We start from the raw sequence: 20892 nt of genomic DNA, 5'->3' as shown, positions 1-20892 counted from the left end.
ATCCGGCGTGGCGTGCAGCCCAACCTGAACACGCCCCTTTGCGCCAAGTCTCAAACTTCGGGTAGACTTCGCCGGTCTGCAACGGCCGTCCGTTTCCCTCCGGGACCGCCGGCGAGTCAGGTCATAGACCCCTCGCCCGCCCCAACTCCGACGCCGTACGTCACGCATTCCAGCCTGTGCTTCGCGCCGGTTGCCCCCAATTCTCGCAGCGCGGTTCACGGGAACGCTCCGAGTCAGCCGATCTCATCGATCTGCCCCCGCTTGGCCATTCGGTCAGGCGTTCTCTGTTTTTGGAGCTTTCTCGAATGTCCTTTGAATCTCTGGGCCTTGCGCCCTTCCTGCTGCGTGCGCTTTCCGAGCAGGGCTATGAAACCCCGACCCCGATCCAGGAGCAGGCGATCCCGCTCGCCCTGGCCGGCCGTGACCTGCTGGCCGGCGCACAGACCGGCACCGGCAAGACCGCCGCCTTCGGCCTGCCGCTGCTGCAGCACCTGGCCACCAGTTCGCAGGAAGTGTCCAACGGCGGCCCGCGCAAGCCGCGCGCGCTGATCCTGACCCCGACCCGCGAACTCGCCACCCAGGTGCACGACAGCCTGCGCGGCTACAGCAAGTACCTGCGCATTCCGAGCGCCTGCATCTACGGCGGCGTCGGCATGGGCAACCAGCTCGACATCCTGCGCCGTGGCGTGGACCTGCTGGTGGCCTGCCCGGGCCGCCTGATCGACCATATCGAGCGTCGCAGCATCGACCTGTCCGGCATTGAAGTGCTGGTGCTGGACGAAGCCGACCGCATGCTCGACATGGGCTTCCTGCCGTCGATCAAGCGCATCCTGGCCAAGCTGCCCAAGCAGAACCGCCAGACCCTGCTGTTCTCGGCGACCTTCGAAGAGAGCATCAAGCAGCTGGCCATGGAGTTCATGCGCAACCCGGAGCAGATCCAGGTCACGCCGAAGAACACCGTCGCCGAGCTGATCACCCACCGCGTCCACCCGGTCGACGGCAGTCGCAAGCGCGACCTGCTGCTGCACCTGCTGGCGCAGGACAGCCGCGAGCAGACCCTGGTCTTCGCCCGCACCAAGCACGGCAGCGACAAGCTGGCCGCGTTCCTGGACAAGTCCGGCATCAAGACCGCCGCGATCCACGGCAACAAGAGCCAGGGCCAGCGCCTGCGCGCACTGGCGGACTTCAAGGCCGGCCGTGTCACCGTGCTGGTCGCGACCGACATCGCGGCACGCGGTATCGACATCAACGAGCTGCCGAAGGTGATCAACTTCGATCTGCCGATGGTGGCCGAAGACTACGTGCACCGCATCGGCCGTACCGGCCGTAACGGCGCTACCGGTGAAGCGATTTCGCTGGTCGCCCAGGATGAGGTGAAGCTGCTGCGCCAGATCGTGCGCCTGCTGGGCCGCGACATGGATATCCGCGACGTACCGGGCTTTGAGCTGCAGGTGCCGATCCGCTGGGGCAACAGTGCACCGGGCAAGGCTGACAGCGATATGGGTGACCGTGCCGTGCGCAAGACCTCGCATGCCCGTCGTCCGCACGGCGATGCGCCGCGTCACGCGCATGCCGGTCCGAAGAAGCCGGGTGGCGGTCGTCGCGAAGGCGGCGGCAACGGTGCGGGCCAGGCGCGTGCCGCGCAGGGCCAGGGCCAGCGTCGTGGTGGCGGTGGTGCCGCCGGCGCCGGTGCCGGTCGTGGCCGCAGCGCGAGCACCAGCCGCGCGGTCTAAGGGAGATAGCGCCGGGCCCTGCTCGGCGGCTGTAACCCCGCAATGACAAAAGGGACGGAGCGCGAGCTCCGTCCCTTTTTCGTTGTTGAAGGCACAAGGCGGCCGCGCTGCGCGCTCGCCGATCATGCCTCGGCGCTGGCGGATCTGCCCCTCAGAAGGTGTACGCCACGGTCACCCGTGCATTGCGGCCCGGTTCGCTGTAACGACCGATGCCCTCCTCGTTGACGTAGCCATACAACGTGGTCGAGCCCTCGAACACGCCGCGCACCCGCTGCCACAGGTAGTACTCGCGGTTGGTCAGGTTGTACACACCGGCACTCAACCGCAATTGATCGGTGATGTTCCAGCTGCCCACCAGGTCCAGCACCGTGTAGCCATCGGCCTTGCCGACCCAATCCGGGGTCTCGCGGGTGCCGTTGGCCAACGTGGTGTAAGCATCGTCGGCGTCCTTTCCCCAGGCATGGGTCAAGTTGGCCGTGACATTCCACACGGGCGACGGCGCATAGCGCAGCCCGACTACCACGCTGGCCGGGACGATGCTCTCCAGCGGATCACCGTTGGCCTTCTCGCCTTCGCTGTAGGCAGCCGCGATGCGCGACGACCACGCATCGTTGAACTGCCAGCGACCTTCCAGCTCGGCACCCTTGACGATCACCTTGCCGGCGTTCATCGGCATCGTTGCGTTGTAGCGGTACAACACGGGCGACGTCGCGGTGGTGCGGTAGCCGTTGGCGTAAGCCTGCGCCGTGGTCACCGTCTCGATGAAGTTGCTGTAGCGGCCGCGGAACAGCGAGACGCCCAGCAATCCACGGTCCGTCGTCCAGCGGTAACCCAGCTCTACATTCAAGCTCTTTTCGGCATCCAGGTCTGGATTCGATGATGAGGTATCGAACTGCACCTGCGCGCCGGTCAGCGCATCGAAGGCGACAGTGGATCCAGTCGGCGAGTACAGATCGGCCACGCTGGGTGCACGGAACCCGCGTCCCAACTGCGCCCATAGCGCGTGGTCGGGCAGGAAGCGGAACTCGGCACCCGCCTGCCAGCTCGGCGCGGAAAACTGCAGGTCACGCACGCTGCCCGTCAGGTCGACGAAGGTGGCATCCACCGTGGGCGAATAGTCATAACGGTCATAGCGTGCACCGCCGCTCAGGATCAGTCGGTCGTCCAGCAACGACACGCTGTCGCGCAGATACAGGTTCCAGTTGCGCGCGTCGGTCCTGGGGACCTGGCGCGGATCCTGGTCGACGCTGGCGACGGTGCCCGCCGCCGTCCATCGCGTATCCACGGCGGTGAAGTCCACGTCGCGGGTCTGCCAGGCCAGTCCGTACGCGATGTCATGGCGTGCGCCGGACGTTTCCAGCACCTTGCTGAAATCCAGTGCCGCGCGATCCAGCGTCTGTTCGGTCGCACGGTTCTCGCTGCGCAGGCACGGCACGGTGCGCCCCGGGCAACCGCTACCGGCGAGGATGGTGGTCAGGCCCCGGCTCTCGGTGACCTGACGATCCAGCTGCGCTTCCACGCTGTCGAACAGCGCATTCTGCGGGCGGTACTGCCAGCGCACGCCATAGCGATCCCGATCATTGCGGTCATCACCGCGCCGCTCCAGATAGCCGGGCGCGTACACGCGCGACAGGTTGTCCACTTCGTTGCGCGCACGGCCACGCTCGATCATGAAACCGAGAGTGTTGCGTTCATCCAGCTGCAGGTCCAGCTTGCCCAACAGATTGTCACGCGTGCTGTCCACCGGATCGGGGGTGCGCCGGCCGATGCCGATGCGGTCCACGGTCGTGTCGTACCAGCTCTCTGATTCATGGCCTTCGCGGCGCGTATAGACCAGCATCGATTCGGCGATGCCGGTGCGGTTGGCGAAAGTGAGCGTACCCATGGTCTCGTCGTTGGCGCCGCTGTAGCCGAACTTGACCCCCACGTGCGTGTCGTTGCCGACGGCCTTCAGGTAGTCGGCCGGGTCCTTGGTGGTGAACACCACCGCGCCACCGAGCGCACCACTGCCAGCGGTGATGGAGTCCGCCCCCTTGATCACCTGCAGGCTCTTCAGCGTGTCGATGTCCACGTCGCCGCGGCCGCCGCGGAAGAACTCATACGAGCGCGCCGTTTCCACGGACTCGCCGAGGCTGAGTCCATCGACGGTGATCGCCACGCGGTCGCTTTCCAGGCCGCGGATGTTGAAGCCGTTGTCACCGAAGCGGCCCATGTCCACCACGCTGGCACCAGGGATGTAGCGGATGGCCTCTTCCATGGTGTTGGCCATGTCCGCGTCCAGGTCGGCAGCGGTAAGCACGGTGACGTTCTGGTTGCGCGACGTGCTCTTCTTGGCGCGCTCGGCTTCCACCTGCACGGTATCGAGGGTGCCGGCATCGGCCGGTGCGTCCGCATGCGCGGCGGGCATCGCGGACAGACTGGCGAGCACCGCCAGTGAAAGCAGGGAGAGGGACAGGTTCATCGGGAAAGCTCCGCAGGGAGAAGGGCTGGGCTAACGCCATTCCTGGCTGCCGACGCGCGTGGCGGCGGTGCGGGCTGGGAGGTCGTGGGAGATCGGGTGAAGGGTGCCGACGGCATGCCGGCACCCGATGTGTCACGGCGTAGCGGTCGGTTCCGGATCACGCGCATCGACGATGCGATCACCGTTGGTATCAGCGCGATCAAACAGGCGCTTGCCCGACACCTGGTACTCGGCGAAGGTCATCCGACCGTCCTTGTCGGTGTCCAGTGCCCCGAAGCGCACCGCCGCTTGACGCCCGCCCGCCTCTCGCACCTTGGTGCGCTGCGCATCCAGGCGACCGGCAAATTCGGCGGTGTACTCGGCCAGGTCCAACTGACCATCGGCATTGGTGTCGGTCGCGGCGAACGTGGCGGCGCGTGCAGCATCGAACTCGGCGCGATCGACCACCCCGTCACCATTGCGGTCGTACAGGTCCAGCATGCCGTTGGCGGTATGCGAGGTCGGCATCTTCAAGGGATCACGGTTGGTCGCCGCCGCGCTTTCCCGCGTCGCCTCCTGGCTCTTCTCGTAGCCGTCCCAGGTGCGCTCGCCCGCTGCGTCGAATTCGTCGCGGCTGATGCGCCCGTCCTTGTCCTGGTCCAGCGCCTTCAAGCGTGTGTCGGTCTGCCGCAGGTGTCCTTCGCGTGCCTTGGCCAAGCGCTCATCGAAACGCTGCAGGTACTCGTCGATGTACTCCTGCTTGTCCACGCTGCCATCGCCGTTGCGGTCGGTCGCGGCGTAGCGTACGCGACGGAAGGTCTCGAACTGTGCCCAGCTGACCGCGCCGGTGTCCTGCGGATCGAACTGCTCCAGGAAATCTGCTGCGGCAGAAGACAGGGCAGGTGCAGCGGCCTGTTGCGCGGATGCCGTGGGGGCGGATGCAGCCGCAAGCAGCGCCAGCGCGATCATGATCTTGGTCATACGAGGAAATCCTTCAGGGGAGTGGCTTACGGTTCCAGCACGCGGAAGCTGAGCGTGTAGTTGTTGCCGTACTGCGGTGCGGCAGCCCCTGCCGGGGCAGCGCCGCGATAGCGGATCAGCGCCAGGTAGCTGCCTGCCTGCTGCAACGGCAAGGTGGCTTTGCCCGCGGCGTCGGTGGTGAGCTCCAGGGCGGCCGGCTGGCTGTGGCCATCGCCGAGCGCGCGGTTGATCTCCACCTTCTGCGCCGGCAGCGGCTTGCCGTCGTAGCGCACTTCGAAAGTGAAGGACTCGCCGACGTACAGATCACTCGGATGGGTGACGGGGACCAGCTCAAGGCCCTTGCCGTACGGCTTCAGGGCGTCGGTGGTCGGCTCCCCGGCCGTCAGGTAGACCTCCGACCGCGACAGGCTCTGGTAGTGCGACACGATCTTCGCCCCGGCCGGCAGCGGCGTGGACGGGTCACGGCTGCTTTCGGTCTTGCCGTTGACCTCGAACGTACGGAACACCGCGCCAAGGCGATTGCCAGTGTTGAAGCGGTAGGTGCCCTTCTTGCCCGGCAGCCGCTGCTCGACCACGGCCCGGGTCTTCAACAGATGCACGGTATCGGGTGCATGGGTCACACCATCGGGATCGGTCACCACGAAGGTGCTGTTGTCGAACACCACCTCGGGAACGAAGAAGGTTTCAGCGAAACTGGCATCGAGCGTGACCAGGCCGGTCGGCTGGATCTGGAACGTTGCCGGCGCCAGATACGGCGTATGCGCACGGGCAGGCAACACGACGGCGGCCAGCATCAGGCCAGCCAGCAAGCAGGTTTTCATCGGCATATCTCGTGGAAGGCACCGGCCCCAGTCCGGCGGCGCACACTCTATGCCTATTGCGAATGATTCGCAATACGATTGTTATGCGGCGAACGGCGGAGCCCCTCGCGGCTGACTCTTACAGCAGGCTGCGTGCTTGGGGCTGGGCGGTGGGGCTGCGCGGGGGCCGGCAAAAACTGCGTCCATGCGTGCCTCGTTTCGCGCCATCCATGGCGCTCAACGCCCCCGCGCAGCCCCACCGCCCAGCCGTCTGACAGGTTCCTTGGCCGCCCGCCGCGTAAGAAAAAAGAAAAAGGCGGTAGCGCCGACCCATGGTCGGCGAGCGCAGCGGGCCGTTGGCGGGGACATTCCGCCGAGCACGGCTCGGCGCTACAGATGGCGATAATCCGTCGGGTGGAGGGAGCCCCTGAGTCAGGGGCGGCCGCGAAGCGGCGGGGTGTGGGTGCTGGTGAGACGGGGCCCGCGGTTTGCGAAGCAAAGCGTGGGAGCGGCAGCGCGAATGCGATGACGTGGACCCGTGCCATGGATGGCACGAAACGAGGCCCGCATGGATGCGGCCCTTGCCGTCCCCCGCCAACCCACCCCGCCCCACCTCCAAGCAGCCCCGCAGCTGTTGCCGTTGCCGTTGCCGTTGCTTCTGCAGGTGCCGGGCTGCAAGCCCGGCAAACCCTCCTATCCCCTCGGCTTCGCCGGGTTCAACAGATTTCCGAAGAACACCGCATTGACCAGCAACCGATCCGTCCCGTGCCAATACTTCCGGTGCGCCGGGTCATCGGCGAACAACACCACGTTGCCCTGTCCCTGCGGCGACACCAGCAACCACGCCGAGCCCTTCACCCGCGCCCGGTTGCGCTCGGACAGATAGCCGTTGACGCGCGGCTGCTCGTCCACCCGCACCACCGTGGAGAACGGATTTGCGCTCGGCTGCAGCACCACCGCGTTTTCCTTGTTCACCGCCAGCGCGCGACCCGGTACGCCGAAGCCCAACGGATGGCTCGTGTCGATGTCCGCACTGAGGATGTTGCCGCTCACCCGCTCGATCGCCGCGATATCGCGCTGATCGCCAAACGCCTTGCGTTCGCCCGCAGTGGTCTCTTCGTCCTGGCCTAGCTTCTCACCGTCGGCCAACTTCTTGTCGATTGCCCAGCGCGAGGCGGTGCCATACGTCACCAGCGAACCGCCTGCCTGGATCCAGCGCTTCAGCGCGCCCACGGCGACGTCGTCCACTGCCTCGTACTTGCCACCGGACAACACGATCGTGGTGTAGCGGTCCAACGCCACCTTGCCCAGCTGGGTCGGGTCGATCTTGCTGGCGGGCAGCTGCAGCTGCTGGTCCAGCAGGAACCAGGCCGAGCCGATCTCGGTGGCGTTCACGCCCTCGCCCATCACCAGCGCGACGGTGGGCTTGTGCAATGCCTTCACCCCATCGCTGCCCAGATCGACACCGCCCCGGCTCTGGCCGCTGGCCAGTGCATGCGCCTGCACGCCTGCATCCGTTGCGGCCGCCTGCACGGCATCCCGCAGCGCCGCGCCCTGCAGTGGCTGTCCTGCCACCGGCACCACGATGCTGCCGGGCGCGAACGACACATCGCCGCCCACCGTGCTGGCGGTGAAAGACTGGAACGCCGCGCGCGTAGACAGACCCTTGGACTGCAGTGCGTACAGCGCACGGCCCGCGTTGTAGTCGCGCCAATCGATCACATAGGCGTAGCCGGCCTGGCCACCCTGTACCCCCGCCTGCACCGGCGGCAACGCGTTTACCTGCGTGCCCTCCGCGATGCGCCCCTTGCTGGCGGCGAAAGCAACCCCGTAGGCCGGTGCGATAGCGTAAGACGTGCTGCCGTAGAACACATCGCCCTTGATCGGCGGGGTGTCGGCGAAGATCGAATGCACCAGCCGGAACTGCGGCTGCGCAGCGGGCACCACGTAGGCACTGCCCGGTTCAAAGCGGCGCCCCTCTACGGTGACGGTCGATGCCAGCGCATGCACCTCGATCCGGTGCAGCAGCAACAACTCAAGCAGCTTCCGGGTGAGCGCAGGATCGTGCGCATCGCCGAACACGAAGCTCTTCAAGGGCTGCTGCCCCGCCTGCTTGAGCGCGGACTGGAAGAACGTTTTCTGCAGGGTGAACAGGCCTTCCCGCTCAGCCACCGCACCGCGCACGGTGCCCAGCCCGGTCGCGACCTGGTTGCGGATGGTGAACGGGAAGGTCAACGGGCCATTGACCGACTCCTGCACGCGTCCCCGCGAGCTGGCCTGTTCGACGGTGACACCCACGGCACCGTGGAAATCCGGGTACGTCGAGCCGTATACCGGGGAGAAGTTGTCGTAGTTTTCGCCGGTGTAGTACAGCGAGCCCAGCGCATCCAGCGAGGCGGCGTGGTACTTCGCCAAAGTCTTGTTGAATTCGTACGACGCGGCCGGCAGCAACGGACTGTGCATGCTCTTCGGCGACGGCTCGAAGTAGTACGTGCTGTCCTTGCCCATTTCGTGGAAGTCGATCTGCACGTTCGGGTACCACTGGTGGAAGACCTCGATCTTCGGTCGACTTTCCTGTTGCGTCAGGGCCAGCCAGTCGCGGTTGAGGTCGGTGAAGTAGTGGTTGGTGCGACCCTGCGGGAACGGTTCAACATGCTCTTTGTCGGCCGGGTCGGCCGATGCCGGACTGGATGCGTAGGCGTTGTGCCAGTTCGCTGCACGATCGCGACCATCCGGATTCTGCGCCGGATCGAACAGCACCACGGCGTTCTGCAACCACTGCTGCGTCTCGGCGCTGCGGTTGGCCACCAGGTAGTACGCCGTCAGCATCGCCGCCTCGCCGCTGGAGGTCTCGTTGCCGTGCACGCTGTAGCCCAGCCACACCACCACGGGGCTGTCGCCGGCAGCGGTGCGCGGCTGCGCGGGATCGGCCAGGGTGGCGTGCTGCTGGCGCAGCGTGTCCAGCCGCGCGTGGTTCTGTGCCGCGGTCACCGTGGCGATCAGCAGCGGACGACCTTCGTAGCTGCGGCCGATTTCCTGCACCGTGATCTTGTCGGAGTGCTTGGCCAGTTCGTTGAAGTAAGCCACCAGCTGGTCATGCCGCGTGTAGCGGCTGCCGACCTCGTAGCCGAGGAACTGCTGCGGCGTCAGCACCGCGGGATCGAAATCGGTGGATTGGCCCTGCGGGAAGAAGTAAGCACTCTGGGCCTGCGCCGGGAGAACCGGAGCGGCGACCGCAACGGCGGCAACGAACAAGGACAACAACACACTGCGATGGAAGGACACAACGATTCCCCATGAAGGTTGGCGCTGGAGCGCCGAGGGCAGCCACCTGGTCGCACGCGGCGACCAGGCGGACATTGCGGTGCAACGAAGCAGGCTCGATCAGAACCGGTAGTCGAACCCGACCGTGAAGTAGCGTCCGCGCAGGTCGTACTGGCTGAAATCGTAGGGCGCACGGATGCCTGGGAACGACGCGTCGTACGGCGGTGCCTCATCGCCCAGGTTCTGGATCTTCGCGTACAGGGTCAGCTGCTCGAATCCGGTGTACCCGACGTACAGATCGAACTGGCTGTACGAGTCGACCCGGTCCTGCACGGCTTGCGCCGTCGTGCTGGCCTTCTGGTCATAACCACTGGTGTAGTACCAGGTGAGCGCCGTGCGTACGTCACCGTACGCCCAGTCCAACGACGTCGTCGCTTTGTTCTTTGGCAAGGTCGCGCCGAGGTTGCTGCCGGCGTAGTCCACCAGCGGACCGCCGATCACCGTGGGCCGGCGGTAGTCGCGCACATGGGTGTACGCCGAGCTCAGGTTGAAGGTGCCGAAGCGATCGGTGGGCACGCGCTGGCGCAGCTCGACATCTATGCCGGAGGTCTTCAGGTCACTCAGGTTCTGGTAGCGGTTGTACACGGCCTGGATCTTGCCGCGCTCATCGCGCTGCACCGCGCCGGGCACATCGTTGGTGACCAGGGTCTGGGTGTTGTTGGTGCCGACCAGGTTCTCCAGCTCGATCTTGTAGTAGTCGACACTCAGGTTGGTGTTCGCCCACGGCGACAGCACCACGCCGAAGTTATAGCTGCGCGTGCGTTCCGGCTTCAGGTCGGTGTTGCCGACGGTGAAGAACGTGGGGTTCTGCCGCGATCCGGGCAGGTCCGGGTCACGCGGGTCGACCACGCTGCCGTAGGAAATGCTGGTGCTGTCCGAGTTCTCCGAAAGCGACGGTGCACGGAAGCCCTTCGACGCGGCCGCGCGCACCAGCAGGAAGTCCAGCGGCTGCCAGCGCAGGCCCAGCTTGGGCGAGAACGCATCGCCGAAGTCGTCGTAATGATCCGCACGCGCGGCGACCGACAGCTCCAGCCTGGAGGCCAGCGGCACGATCGCCTCGGCATACGCTGCGGTCACGGTCCGCTCGCCATGCACTTCGGCGATGGCCGGGCGTACCTGCAGGCCGGCATCGATCTGCCAGGGATTGTTGGAATCCAGTTTCTCGCGGCGCCACTCCAGCCCCGAGGCGAAGCCGATGTCGCCGGCCCAGGTACGGCCCAGCGTGCCGGACACTTTCGCATCGATGCCCTGCAGCTTGGATTCGGCCGGGCGCAAGGTGGCGATGTTGATGCCATCAAGCACCGACTGCGGCGTGTCCGACGGATCCAACAGGTTGTAGCTGCCGGTGGCCAACGCGTCGGCCAGCGCCCAGCGGTTCGCGAAACCACCGGATACCGTTTCGCGCTCGCTGCTGCGTGCACCGAACGCGCCCACCTCCCAATCCCAGCGCTCGCTGCTGCCGCGCAGGCCGACCAGTCCGCGGTAGGACTGCGAGCGGTTGGTCTTCACCGTGCCGCCGAGGTTGAAGAACGTGTATTCGATCGGCACCGCGCGCCCGTACGGGTTGTAGGGGTTGTTGGCGGGCAGGTTCGAAGACACCGGCTCGGCCAGTCCGGTATCCGCGTTCAGCGCGAAGCGACCACTCTCCAGGGTGAAGAAGGGGCTGCTGCCGAACCACGAAACGCCTTTTACCTCGCTGTACAGGACTTCGCCGAAGGCTTCGACGTTGTCACTGACGCGGAACGTGCCGTTCGCATAGGCCTGCCAGCGTTTGGTCGACGGAATCAACGTGGTGAACGGTGCCTGGTTGAAGCCGCAGGTGTTGCCGGCCAGTCCATCGATCGGCGCGCTGGCGACCAGGGTGGTGCCGTCCGGGCACTGGCCATTGCCATCGAGCATGGGCACCGACGCCCCATTGATCAGGTAGCGCGCGCCTTTCGCCGACCAGCCGTTCCAGCGGCCGCCGGGCTTGTCGCTGTAGATGCCGCTCTGGGTCAGGTCGCGCTCGTCCTGGTCCAGGCGATCGCGGTTGTAGGCTTCCAGGCTGAAGAGGATGTTGTAGCCATCACTCTCCAGGTCACCCAGCCCGCCGACGAACTTCAGCTTGGTTTCGTCCAGTCCGCCCTGGTCCGCCGTGCCGACGCTGCCGCCGATCTCCGCGCCCTGGTAGTTCTGTCGGGTAATGATGTTGACCACGCCGGCCACGGCATCCGAGCCATACACCGCCGACGCGCCGTCCTTGAGCACTTCGATCCGTTCCACGGCGACCAGCGGCAACGCATTGAGGTTGACGAAGGTGTCGGATAGACCATTCGCCGGGAAACCATAGTTGGCCAAGCGCCGGCCGTTGAGCAGCACCAGCGTGTTTTTCTGGGACAGGCCACGCAGGCCGATACCTGCCGAGCCAGAGGCCCAGCCACTGTTGGAGGTCTCGTTCGCTGCATTGCCGGTGTTGGCGGAAATCGAGCGCAGTACATCGGCGACCGACGCCTTGCCGGTGGCCTCCAGCTGTTCGCGGCCGATCACCTGGACCGGGTTGGCGGTCTCCGTGTCAGTGCGTTTGATGTTGGACCCGGTGACCCGCACGGCGGCCAGGGTGCTGGCATCGCCACTGGCAGAGGTGTCGGCGGAGGTGTCGGCGGCAGCAGGCAAAGGCGCGGCCAGGGCAGCGGCCAAGGCCGCCACGAGCAAGGTGTGCTGGGGCATGTGGACTTCGTGGGGTGGTGGTGGCAGTTCCGCAGTAGCACATGAATGGCTGCCGTGCAGCCAATAACATCTCTTCATACGGATATAAGAGAAGCTAACATCTCTTCATCGCGATGAAAAGACTTCCGTTGCCGTTGTAACGGGCCTGGCACTGCGGACCGGTACAATCCGCATCATGGAAATCTTCAAAATCTTCATGATCGAAGCAGCGCATCGGCTGCCCAACGTGCCGCCGGGCCACAAGTGTTCGCGCCTGCACGGCCACTCGTTCCGGGTGGAACTGAAAGTCGAGGGCGAACCCGGTGCACAGACCGGCTGGATCATGGATTTCGGCGACGTCAAAGCCGCATTCCAGCCGATCTATGACCGCCTGGACCACCACTACCTCAATGACATCCCGGGGCTGGAAAACCCGACCAGCGAGAATCTGGCGGTCTGGATCTGGCAGGAGCTCAAGCCGGTGCTGCCTGCCCTCAGCGAGATCACCGTGCATGAGACCTGCACGTCCGGATGCCGCTATCGTGGGCCCGCGACCCGCTGAGCAAGTGGTTGATACTGAACGACATTCAGCGTCATTCAGGACACGGCGGACGATCCTGTTGCAATGCAGCACGAAAGGCGTATGCTGCATTGCAACAGGTCGCGAATCTTCCCGGTTCCGCAGATCACCAGAACACTGCATGGGTCCCTCCCCCCGTGCAGTCGCAGGACCCGACAGATCCCTCCCTCTGTCGGGTCCTTTTTTTTGGCTCGGCGTTGCGCCCCGTACTTACTCCCCGACGCGTGCATGCGGCATGCGGCATGCGGCCTGCTACCCGCACTGCGCCTGTAGCCCGGCGCGCCTGCTGTCTCCCGCTCTGCGCCTCGCCTGGTAGTGCCGACTTCAGTCGGCAGCGCACTGACCCGGCCGACCGACATCAAACCGGACGATCCTGCACGCAGATCATCCGACGCTCAGCCTGCAGGCTTCGCCCGCGGCAACGCAAACTCGAAGGTCGCGCCCTGCTCGGTGTCCAGCAGCCGGATGTCGTGGCCATGCAGTTGCACCACGCGCTGCACGATCAGCAGCCCGAGCCCGCCATTCTCGCCGCGACGCGGACCGAGCGCGGCCGGCGCATGGAACAGCGTCGCGCGCAGGGCCGGATCCACGCCCGGGCCGTTGTCGCCTACCTGCACGCGCACGTGGTCCGGCGCTGCGAAGAGCCGAACCTGCACATGACCGCCCTCCGGCATATGCCGCAGCGCATTGTCGATCAGGTTGGTCAGTACCCGTTCCACCAGCCCCACGTCGGCACGCACCAGCGGCAGCCCCTGCGGGAACGATGCATCCAGCCGCTGTTGCTTGGCTTCGGCGGACAATTCGAACTTCTGCAGCACATCCTGCAGCAGTTCCGGCAGCGCGAACACTTCCCACTGCAGTTGCACCTGGCCGTGCTCCAGCCGTGCCAGCTCGAACAGCGCGCGCGCCAGTCCGCCGACCTTGGCACTCTGCGAAAGCGCGATCGCCAGATAACGACGGCGTTCTTCAACGCTCAACGTTGCTTCTTTCATCGCCAGCGTTTCCAGATAGCCATGCAGCGACGCCAGCGGCGTGCGCAGGTCGTGGGAAATATTGGCAACCATCTCGCGTCGCTGCAGGTCCTGCTGACGCAGCTGCTGCCACTGCTCGCCCAGTCGGTGGGCCATCTGTGCGTGTGCGTGCTCCAGAATCAGCAGTTCGTCGCGCTCGTCACCGCGCAGCGCGGGCAGCGCAGGCAGCTCCGTGGGGGCATCGATGTCGAACGATTGAATGCGCCGGGTCAACTCACGCAGCGGCCGCGTCACCCAATAGAACGCCACCAGTCCGGCCAGCATGCCCAGCACCGCAACCAGCACCACCGACCACAGCGTGGTGCGCCACTGGCTGCTGCTGGCCAGGTCATCCGCCAGCATCTGCCGTTGTTCACCCACCAGCACCACGTAGACATAGCCTGCTGGTTTGCCCTGCACCACCAGCGGCGCCACGCTGAAGACCTTGCGTCCGCTGGCACTGCGCGGGTCGTCGCCGAGGATCGGCAGTGCCCCACCGGCCAGCAGCGCTTTCAGCGGCGCCAGGTCCACCTTGTCGCGATGCAGATGGCCACTCGGTGCGTCATGGCCCAGCACGCGGCCCTGCTCGTCCAGCAGATACACCTCGACGCTGGGATTGACCGCCATCAGCTGGCCAAACAGCGCGCGCACTTCCGGTTCGCGCATGCCCGCCTGGTCCATCAGCTCGCTGCGCTGGGCGATGTGCGCAGCCAGACCCAGCGACAGGCGCTGCACCACTTCCTGCTCATGCCGCAGCGCCATGCGCATCTGCATGCCCAGCAGCGCCAGGCTGCACAGCACCAGCAGCGCGGCGAACACCGCCGCCAGTTTCTGCCACAGCCGCAGCCGAAGCGTCACGCGTCACCTCCGGTGGTGCCCACCAGCTTGTAGCCGCGGCCCCATACCGTGAGGATCTGCTTCGGATTGGCCGAGTCCACCTCAATCTTGTTGCGCAGGCGGTTGATGTGCGTGTTGACGGTGTGCTCGTAGCCATCGTGGCCGTAACCCCAGACCTGGTCCAGCAGTTCGGCGCGGGTGAATACCTGCCCAGGATGGCGGGCAAAGAACAGCAGCAGGTCGAACTCGCGTGGCGTCAGCTCCAGCTCGTTGCCGGAATGGGCAGCCACCCGCGCTAGCGGGTCAAGGCGCAGCGGGCCCAGTTCGATCGCCCCCGCATCCAGCCGCGCGTTCTGTGCCATCGCGTCGGCACGGCGCAGCAGCGCGCGTACTCGCGCCACCAGTTCCGGCATCGAAAACGGCTTGGCAAGGTAGTCATCCGCGCCGAGTTCCAGCCCGACGATCCGTTGGGTCTCGCTGCCACGGGCGCTGATGATGATGATCGGCACATAGCGCGCCATCGCCCTCGCGCGGCGGCAGATCTGCAGCCCATCCACGCCGGGCAACATCACATCCAGCACCAGGGCATCCCAGGGCCCCTCCTGCTCCAGCAGCCGCATGCCGACGTCACCGTCGGCCGCATGCACCACCGTGTAGCCTTCATCGGCCATATGCAGGCGCAGCAGGTCGGCGATGTGGACATCGTCTTCGACGATCAGGACGCGCTGGGCAGCAGTCATGGAGGCAGGGTGGCGGCAGGAAGACGTGCCGTCATTGTCTGCCGACCGGCCCGCGGATGTATCACGGAAAATTGAACTCTCCGTGAGGATTCGTTGATGCGCGTGGGCGCAGCATGGCCACATCGACCCTCGCTGGAGATCGCCCATGTCGCTTACCCGTCGTCACCTGCTTGGCCTGGGCGGCATGGCAGCCGCCGCCAGCGTGCTGGGTGTGGGGGCCTGCAGCCGCGCTGCCCCTGCAGCCGCCGAGGCCGCGCCGACCCGCCGCTTCGACATCATGCGCAGCGATGCCGAATGGAAGCAGCGCCTGACCCCTGCGCAGTACGCCGTGCTGCGCCAGCAGGCCACCGAGCGCGCGGGCAGCAGTCCGCTGGACCGGGAAAAGCGCCGGGGCACGTTCCATTGCGCGGGCTGCGCGCTGCCGCTGTTTTCGTCGGCCACCAAGTTCGAGAGTGGCACCGGCTGGCCGAGCTTCTGGCAGCCGCTGAAGGACGCGGTGGGCGAGCAGCGCGATACGCTGTTCGGCATGGTACGGGTGGAAATCCACTGCCGCCGCTGTGGTGGCCATCTGGGCCATGTGTTCAACGACGGCCCCCGCCCGACGGGTCTGCGCTACTGCATGAACGGTGCAGCGATGACGTTTGAGCCGTCTGCCGCCGCCGATGCCAACGACAGCGGCGAACGCTGGCGCGTGCCGGTGTGATGTCCTTCTTCCTGCTGATCCCCTTGATGGAGCGTCGATGATGCTGTTGCTGCTGGCCTACCTGGGGGGTGTGTTGACCCTGCTCAGTCCCTGCATCCTGCCGGTGCTGCCGTTCGTGTTTGCACGCGCAGGCCGCTCCTTCCTGCGCAGCACCCTGCCGCTGCTGCTGGGCATGGCGATCACCTTCACCGTGGTGGCCAGCCTGGCGGCCGTGGGCAGCGCCTGGGTGGCGCAGGCCAACCAGATCGGTCGCTGGATCGCGTTGGTCGTGATGGCCGTTTTCGCTCTGGCGTTGTTGTGGCCACGCTTTTCCGACCGCTTGCTGGCACCGTTCCAGCGGGCCGGCGCACGACTCAGTGCGCGGGCCGATGCGGCCGATGAAGCCGGACGGGGCGGAGCGGGCACCTCCCTGCTCGTGGGTATCGCCACCGGCCTCCTGTGGGCGCCATGTGCTGGCCCGATCCTCGGTCTGGTGCTGACCGGCGCGGCATTGAATGGCGCCAGTGCCAGCACCAGCAGCCTGCTGCTGGCTTACGCTCTGGGCGCAGTGACGGCCCTCGCGCTGGCGGTGTGGATCGGCGGTCGCGTCTTCAATGCCTTGAAGGCACGGCTGGGCCTGGGCAATACGCTGCGCCGCCTGCTGGGCGTTGCCGCGCTGCTGGCGGTGGTTGCCATCGCCATGGGCTGGGACACCGGTGTGTTGACGCGCCTCTCCGCGGTGAGCACGGCGCGACTGGAGCAGGGGCTGCTCAATGCGGTTCCTGGCGTGCAGCCAGCCGCCTCCACGCTGTCCAGCACGGGCGCAGCCGGGGCGGCCGATACGCCGTTGCCGGTCGAACGCGAACTGCCGGCCCTGGACGGCAGCACCGGCTGGCTCAACAGCCCACCGCTGACCCGCGAGCAGCTGCGCGGCAAGGTCGTGTTGATCGATTTCTGGACCTATTCCTGCATCAACTGCCTGCGCGCGATGCCCTTCGTGCACGAATGGCAGGAGCGCTATCGCGACCATGGCCTGGTAGTGATCGGCGTACATACGCCCGAGTTCGCCTTCGAGCGAAATCCGCGCAATGTGATGCGCGCCATTGAACAACTGAAGGTCGACTACCCGGTCGCGCTGGACAACAACTATGCCATCTGGCGCGCATTCGAAAACCGCTATTGGCCGGCCCACTACTTCGTCGATGCGAAGGGGCGCATCCGCGCGCACCAGTTCGGCGAGGGCAACTATGCGCACTCCGAGCAGGTGATCCGTCGGCTGCTGCAGGAGGCGGGCCAGACCGACCTGCCCCCACCTGCCGACCCCGCGGCCGCCACCAGCCTGCAGGGCGTTGCCGAGCAGGCCGACATGGGCAACCTGCGCTCGCCGGAGACCTATCTGGGCCATGCCCGCGCGGAGAACTTCGCGTCTCCCGGTGGCATCCGCAACGGGCAACGGGCCGACTACACGCTGCCGGATCGCTTCACGCTGAACCAGTGGGCATTGCGGGGACCCTGGACCGTGAGCGAAGAGGCTGCGGAACTGCAGCAGGCCGGTGGCCGCATCGCCTTCCGTTTCCACGCCCGCGACCTGCACCTGGTGTTGGCACCGGCAGAAAACGGCACGCCGGTTCGTTTCCGCGTGTTGATGGATGGCAAGCCGCTTCCGTCCGCCGATGCAGGCGGCGACGTCCATCCCGATGGCACCGGCGTGGTCGATGAGCACCGTCTTTACCAGTTGGTACGCCAGCGCGACAACATCGGCGAGCACCTGTTCGAGATCGAATTCCTGGACCCCGGTGTCCAGGCCTACGCATTTACGTTTGGTTGAGGAGGTCGTATGAAACTCTCACTGGAACAGGGTATCGCCGCCGCCGTCGCGACGCTGGTCGTGGGCTCGCTGGTCGCCTTTGCGGTGGATGCGGGACCGGCCCTCGGCGCCGCTGCCGGTGCGGCTCGCATCAGCGAAGAAAGCCGTGCGCTGCCCGCGCCCACCGGAACCGCTGCCTTCAAGGATGACCGCACGCAGGCCAGCGTGGTGTTCGCCGGCGGCTGCTTCTGGGGCGTGCAGGGCGTGTTCCAGCACGTCAAGGGCGTCAGCAACGCGGTGTCCGGCTACATCGGGGGCGAGGCAACGACCGCGCGCTATGAAACCATCAGCGGCGGTCGCACCGGCCACGCCGAGGCGGTGCGGGTGGACTACGATCCGCGCCAGGTCAGCTATGGCCAGCTGCTGCAGGTGTTCTTCTCGGTTGCGCATGATCCGACCCAGCTCAATCGACAGGGCCCGGATCGCGGCACGCAGTATCGCTCCGCCATCTTCAGCGACGACGCGCGCCAACAGGCAGCCAACCGCGCCTACGTAGGACAGATCGGCGCCTCGTTCACCTCGCCGGTGGTGACCGAACTGGGCACGGGCAAGCGCTTCTATCCCGCCGAGGCGTATCACCAGAATTACCTGGAGCGGAATCCGCAGGCCGCCTACATCCGCTACTACGATGCGCCCAAGCTGGTCGCGTTGCAGCAGCGCTTCCCGCAGTTGTACCGCAAGGATCCGATGCTGGTGCCGATGCGTTGACGCTGCGCGGCTGAGTGGGTGCGCTGGGCCGCGGTCACAGGCAGAAAAGCGCGCTGACCCGCTACGAAGCGGCGCGCGGCAGGCCCATGCTAGGCTGGCCATCCCACGGTTACAGGCACGGCGGATGGTCAGCGGGATGGGTACAGATGGATGAGCTCACCGCATCCCCCCGCTACCAGCGCCTGGCGGATGAACTGGCGGCGGCGATCCACGCCGGACGCCTGCCCAGCGGGGCGCGCCTGCCTTCGCTGCGGCAGATGGCTGACCAGCGCAAGGTCAGCCTGAACACCGTGATCGGGGCCTACCGGCAACTCGAAGATGCCGGTCTGGTGATTCCGCTGCCGCGTTCGGGGTTCGAAGTCGCGCAGCGCCTGCAGGTGCCGCAGCGCTCGTTGCGCGATGTCCCGTCGGCCCCCACCGCCCCCGGCCAGCAGGCGATGATGGCACGCGTCCTTTCCGCGCAGCAGCGCCCGCAGGTGCTGGACCTTGCCTTCGCCGGGCCCCGGGGCGCGGCCTTCTACCCCGGCCCCCACCTGCAGCGCGCGACGGCGCAGGTGCTGCGCCGGGGCATGGCCACGGTGGAAACCTACGCGCGACAGAATGGTTCTCAGGCGCTGATCCGGCAGATCGTGCAGCGCGGCCCGCGTATGGGGCTGCACACCGTGCCGGAACGCATCGTGCTGACCCATGGGGCGATGGAGGCCTTGCAGCTGGCGCTGCGCGCGGTCACCCAGCCCGGCGACGCCGTGGGGCTGGAGGCCCCGTCCTACTTCAACCTGTATCCGCTGCTTGCCAGCCTCGGGTTGCAGGCGATCGAACTGCCCACCCACCCGCAACACGGGCTGGACGTGGACGCGTTGGCCACCCTGCTCGATACCACGACGTTGGCCGCGCTGGTGGTGATGCCCACCGTGCACAATCCATTGGGCTGCACCATGCCAGTCGCCGCCAAGCAACGCCTGGCCGCGCTGGCCAGCGCCCGGCGGCTGCCGGTGATCGAAGACATCGTGTACGCCGAGCTGCAGCACACCGAACCGCTGGAACCCTTGCTCAAGGCATTCGACCGCGAGGGCTGGGTCATGGTCTGCGCCGGCTTCTCCAAGACGCTGGCGCCGGACTACCGCATCGGCTGGCTCGAGGGCGGCCGCTTCAGCGAGCGCATCGCATTGCTCAAGTTCCACTCCAGCGGTGCCGAGTCGCGGTTGCTCGGTGATTCTGTCGCGGCGTTCCTCGAGGCGGGCAACTACGAGCACCATCTCCGGCGCATGCGCCGGCTGTACCGCGAACAGACCGGACGCGTCCGACAGCTGGTCGCACAGCACTTTCCGCCCGGCACGCTGGCGACCGAGCCGACCGGCGGTTTCCTGCTGTGGCTGGAAATACCGGGCGTGGACACCGGCCAGCTGTTCGAGCAGGCGCTGGCAGAGGACATCGTGTTCATGCCCGGCCAGCTGTATTCGCGGGGCGCACGCTACCGGCACTGCCTGCGGCTTTCCTGCTGCCAGGCGCTGGATGAGCACTACGTGGCCGGCATAGCGCGGATCGGCGCGCTGGCGCGCGGCCTTGCCGCCCGCGATGCCGTGCCTTGCTAGACTGACGTCATGTTCGCCACCTCTTCGCTGACCGGCAGCAAGCCGGAACAATACGCCCAGCTGCTGGAACAGGCCCGTGCCCTGGTCCATGGCGAGAGCGACCGCATCGCCAATGCGGCCAACCTCTCCGCGCTGATCTACCACGCCGTGCCGCAGCTCAACTGGGCCGGCTTCTACCTGTTCGACGGTACCGAGCTGGTTGTCGGCCCGTTCCAAGGCCTGCCTGCGTGCGTACGCATCCCCCTGCACAAGGGCGTCTGTGGTGCTGCCGCCACCCAGCGCGTGACCCAGCGCATCGATGATGTGGACGCCTTCCCGGGCCATATCGCCTGCGATTCCGCCTCCCGCTCGGAGCTGGTAGTGCCGCTGGTGAAGGGCGATACGCTGATCGGCGTGCTCGACCTGGACAGCCCGGAGCCGGCGCGCTTCGATGCCGATGACCAGGCCGGCCTGGAAGCCATCGCTGCGGTATTCGTCGACGCCCTGCAATGAGCACCCTGCAGCTGCGCAACATCGGTCCGAAGAGCGCTGCCTGGCTGCGCCAGGTGGGGCTGCGCAGCCGCGAAGAACTGCTCGCGATCGGCTCAGTCGGCGCCTTCGTCAAGATCAGGCGCGCAGGCTTCAAGCCCAGCCTCAACCTGCTTTATTCATTGGAAGGCGCATTGCTGGACTGCCACTGGCAGGACCTGTCCGAAGCACAACGCGGTGCGTTGGTGCAGGACTACGAAGCACGCATCGCCCTGCAGCCGTTGAAAGCGCCGGGACCGGCCTCCGGCCCCGTGCACGAACGACGTTTCGACGACGCCGACACGCAGGACTGACGGTAGCGCCGACCCATGGTCGGCGAGCGCAGCGGGCCGTCTGCGGAGACATTCCGCCGAGCACGGCTCGGCGCTACAACGACCGCAGCGTC

15 protein-coding genes are annotated in these 20892 nt (G+C 66.4%); 8 read left to right on the top strand and 7 right to left on the bottom strand.

The window, feature by feature from the left end:
• Positions 1–305: 305 nt before the first annotated feature.
• Positions 306–1733, top strand: a complete 1428-nt coding sequence (locus ABRP17_RS10825; RefSeq protein WP_192096243.1) for a DEAD/DEAH box helicase — start codon at positions 306–308, stop codon at positions 1731–1733.
• 151 nt (positions 1734–1884) lie between these two features.
• Here ABRP17_RS10825 and ABRP17_RS10820 read toward each other — a convergent pair whose 3' ends face one another.
• From ABRP17_RS10820 to ABRP17_RS10800, 5 genes are all read right to left on the bottom strand, one after another.
• Entirely contained in the window at positions 1885–4194 is a 2310-nt protein-coding gene (locus tag ABRP17_RS10820; RefSeq protein WP_349986809.1) for a TonB-dependent hemoglobin/transferrin/lactoferrin family receptor, read from the bottom strand.
• A 132-nt stretch (positions 4195–4326) separates the two neighbouring features.
• Positions 4327–5154 carry an EF-hand domain-containing protein gene (locus tag ABRP17_RS10815; protein WP_349986808.1) on the bottom strand — a complete coding sequence of 276 codons (828 nt, stop codon included), beginning with the start codon at positions 5152–5154 and terminating at the stop codon, positions 4327–4329.
• Between the two features lie 26 nt (positions 5155–5180).
• Complete coding sequence (locus ABRP17_RS10810) at positions 5181–5975, bottom strand: DUF4198 domain-containing protein (protein WP_349986807.1); 795 nt, start codon at positions 5973–5975, stop codon at positions 5181–5183.
• Between the two features lie 672 nt (positions 5976–6647).
• Positions 6648–9239 (bottom strand): M14 family zinc carboxypeptidase, encoded by a 2592-nt coding sequence (locus ABRP17_RS10805; protein WP_349984656.1) that lies wholly within the window; start codon positions 9237–9239, stop codon positions 6648–6650.
• A gap of 99 nt (positions 9240–9338) precedes the next feature.
• Positions 9339–11984: a TonB-dependent receptor gene (locus ABRP17_RS10800; RefSeq protein ID WP_349984657.1), complete on the bottom strand. Its 2646-nt coding sequence runs from the start codon at positions 11982–11984 to the stop codon at positions 9339–9341.
• A gap of 175 nt (positions 11985–12159) precedes the next feature.
• Between ABRP17_RS10800 and queD the strand changes: the two genes are divergently transcribed.
• Positions 12160–12525, top strand: coding sequence for a 6-carboxytetrahydropterin synthase QueD (queD, locus tag ABRP17_RS10795; protein WP_188325967.1), 366 nt, complete (start codon positions 12160–12162; stop codon positions 12523–12525).
• A 413-nt stretch (positions 12526–12938) separates the two neighbouring features.
• Here queD and ABRP17_RS10790 read toward each other — a convergent pair whose 3' ends face one another.
• Entirely contained in the window at positions 12939–14411 is a 1473-nt protein-coding gene (locus tag ABRP17_RS10790) for an ATP-binding protein (protein WP_349984658.1), read from the bottom strand.
• Positions 14408–15130: a response regulator transcription factor gene (locus ABRP17_RS10785; RefSeq protein ID WP_349984659.1), complete on the bottom strand. Its 723-nt coding sequence runs from the start codon at positions 15128–15130 to the stop codon at positions 14408–14410. Before ABRP17_RS10785 ends, ABRP17_RS10790 begins: the two co-directional genes overlap by 4 nt.
• Positions 15131–15275: 145 nt before the next feature.
• Here ABRP17_RS10785 and msrB point away from each other — a divergent pair, with 145 nt between their 5' ends.
• The 6 genes from msrB (at position 15276) to ABRP17_RS10755 (ending at position 20800) form a co-directional block, all read left to right on the top strand.
• A complete protein-coding gene (msrB, locus tag ABRP17_RS10780) occupies positions 15276–15833 on the top strand; it encodes a peptide-methionine (R)-S-oxide reductase MsrB (RefSeq protein ID WP_349984660.1) in 558 nt (185 codons plus the stop codon).
• A gap of 37 nt (positions 15834–15870) precedes the next feature.
• On the top strand, positions 15871–17640 hold the full coding sequence (locus ABRP17_RS10775; RefSeq protein ID WP_349984661.1) for a cytochrome c biogenesis protein DipZ: 1770 nt from the start codon (positions 15871–15873) through the stop codon (positions 17638–17640).
• A gap of 9 nt (positions 17641–17649) precedes the next feature.
• The gene (gene msrA / locus ABRP17_RS10770) at positions 17650–18387 is read left to right on the top strand and encodes a peptide-methionine (S)-S-oxide reductase MsrA (RefSeq protein ID WP_349984662.1); all 738 of its coding nucleotides are present in this window, start codon (positions 17650–17652) and stop codon (positions 18385–18387) included.
• Between the two features lie 146 nt (positions 18388–18533).
• Positions 18534–19979 (top strand): PLP-dependent aminotransferase family protein, encoded by a 1446-nt coding sequence (locus ABRP17_RS10765; RefSeq protein ID WP_349984663.1) that lies wholly within the window; start codon positions 18534–18536, stop codon positions 19977–19979.
• 9 nt (positions 19980–19988) lie between these two features.
• Positions 19989–20471 (top strand): GAF domain-containing protein, encoded by a 483-nt coding sequence (locus ABRP17_RS10760; RefSeq protein ID WP_192081109.1) that lies wholly within the window; start codon positions 19989–19991, stop codon positions 20469–20471.
• Entirely contained in the window at positions 20468–20800 is a 333-nt protein-coding gene (locus ABRP17_RS10755; protein WP_188325960.1) for a TfoX/Sxy family protein, read from the top strand. Before ABRP17_RS10760 ends, ABRP17_RS10755 begins: the two co-directional genes overlap by 4 nt.
• The last annotated feature ends 92 nt before the right edge of the window (positions 20801–20892 follow it).

This window comes from Stenotrophomonas sp. WHRI 8082, from assembly GCF_040223995.2.
Lineage (GTDB): Bacteria > Pseudomonadota > Gammaproteobacteria > Xanthomonadales > Xanthomonadaceae > Stenotrophomonas.
The sequence above is the reverse complement of the archived record's forward strand: the minus strand, read 5'-3'. Positions and strand labels throughout refer to the sequence as shown.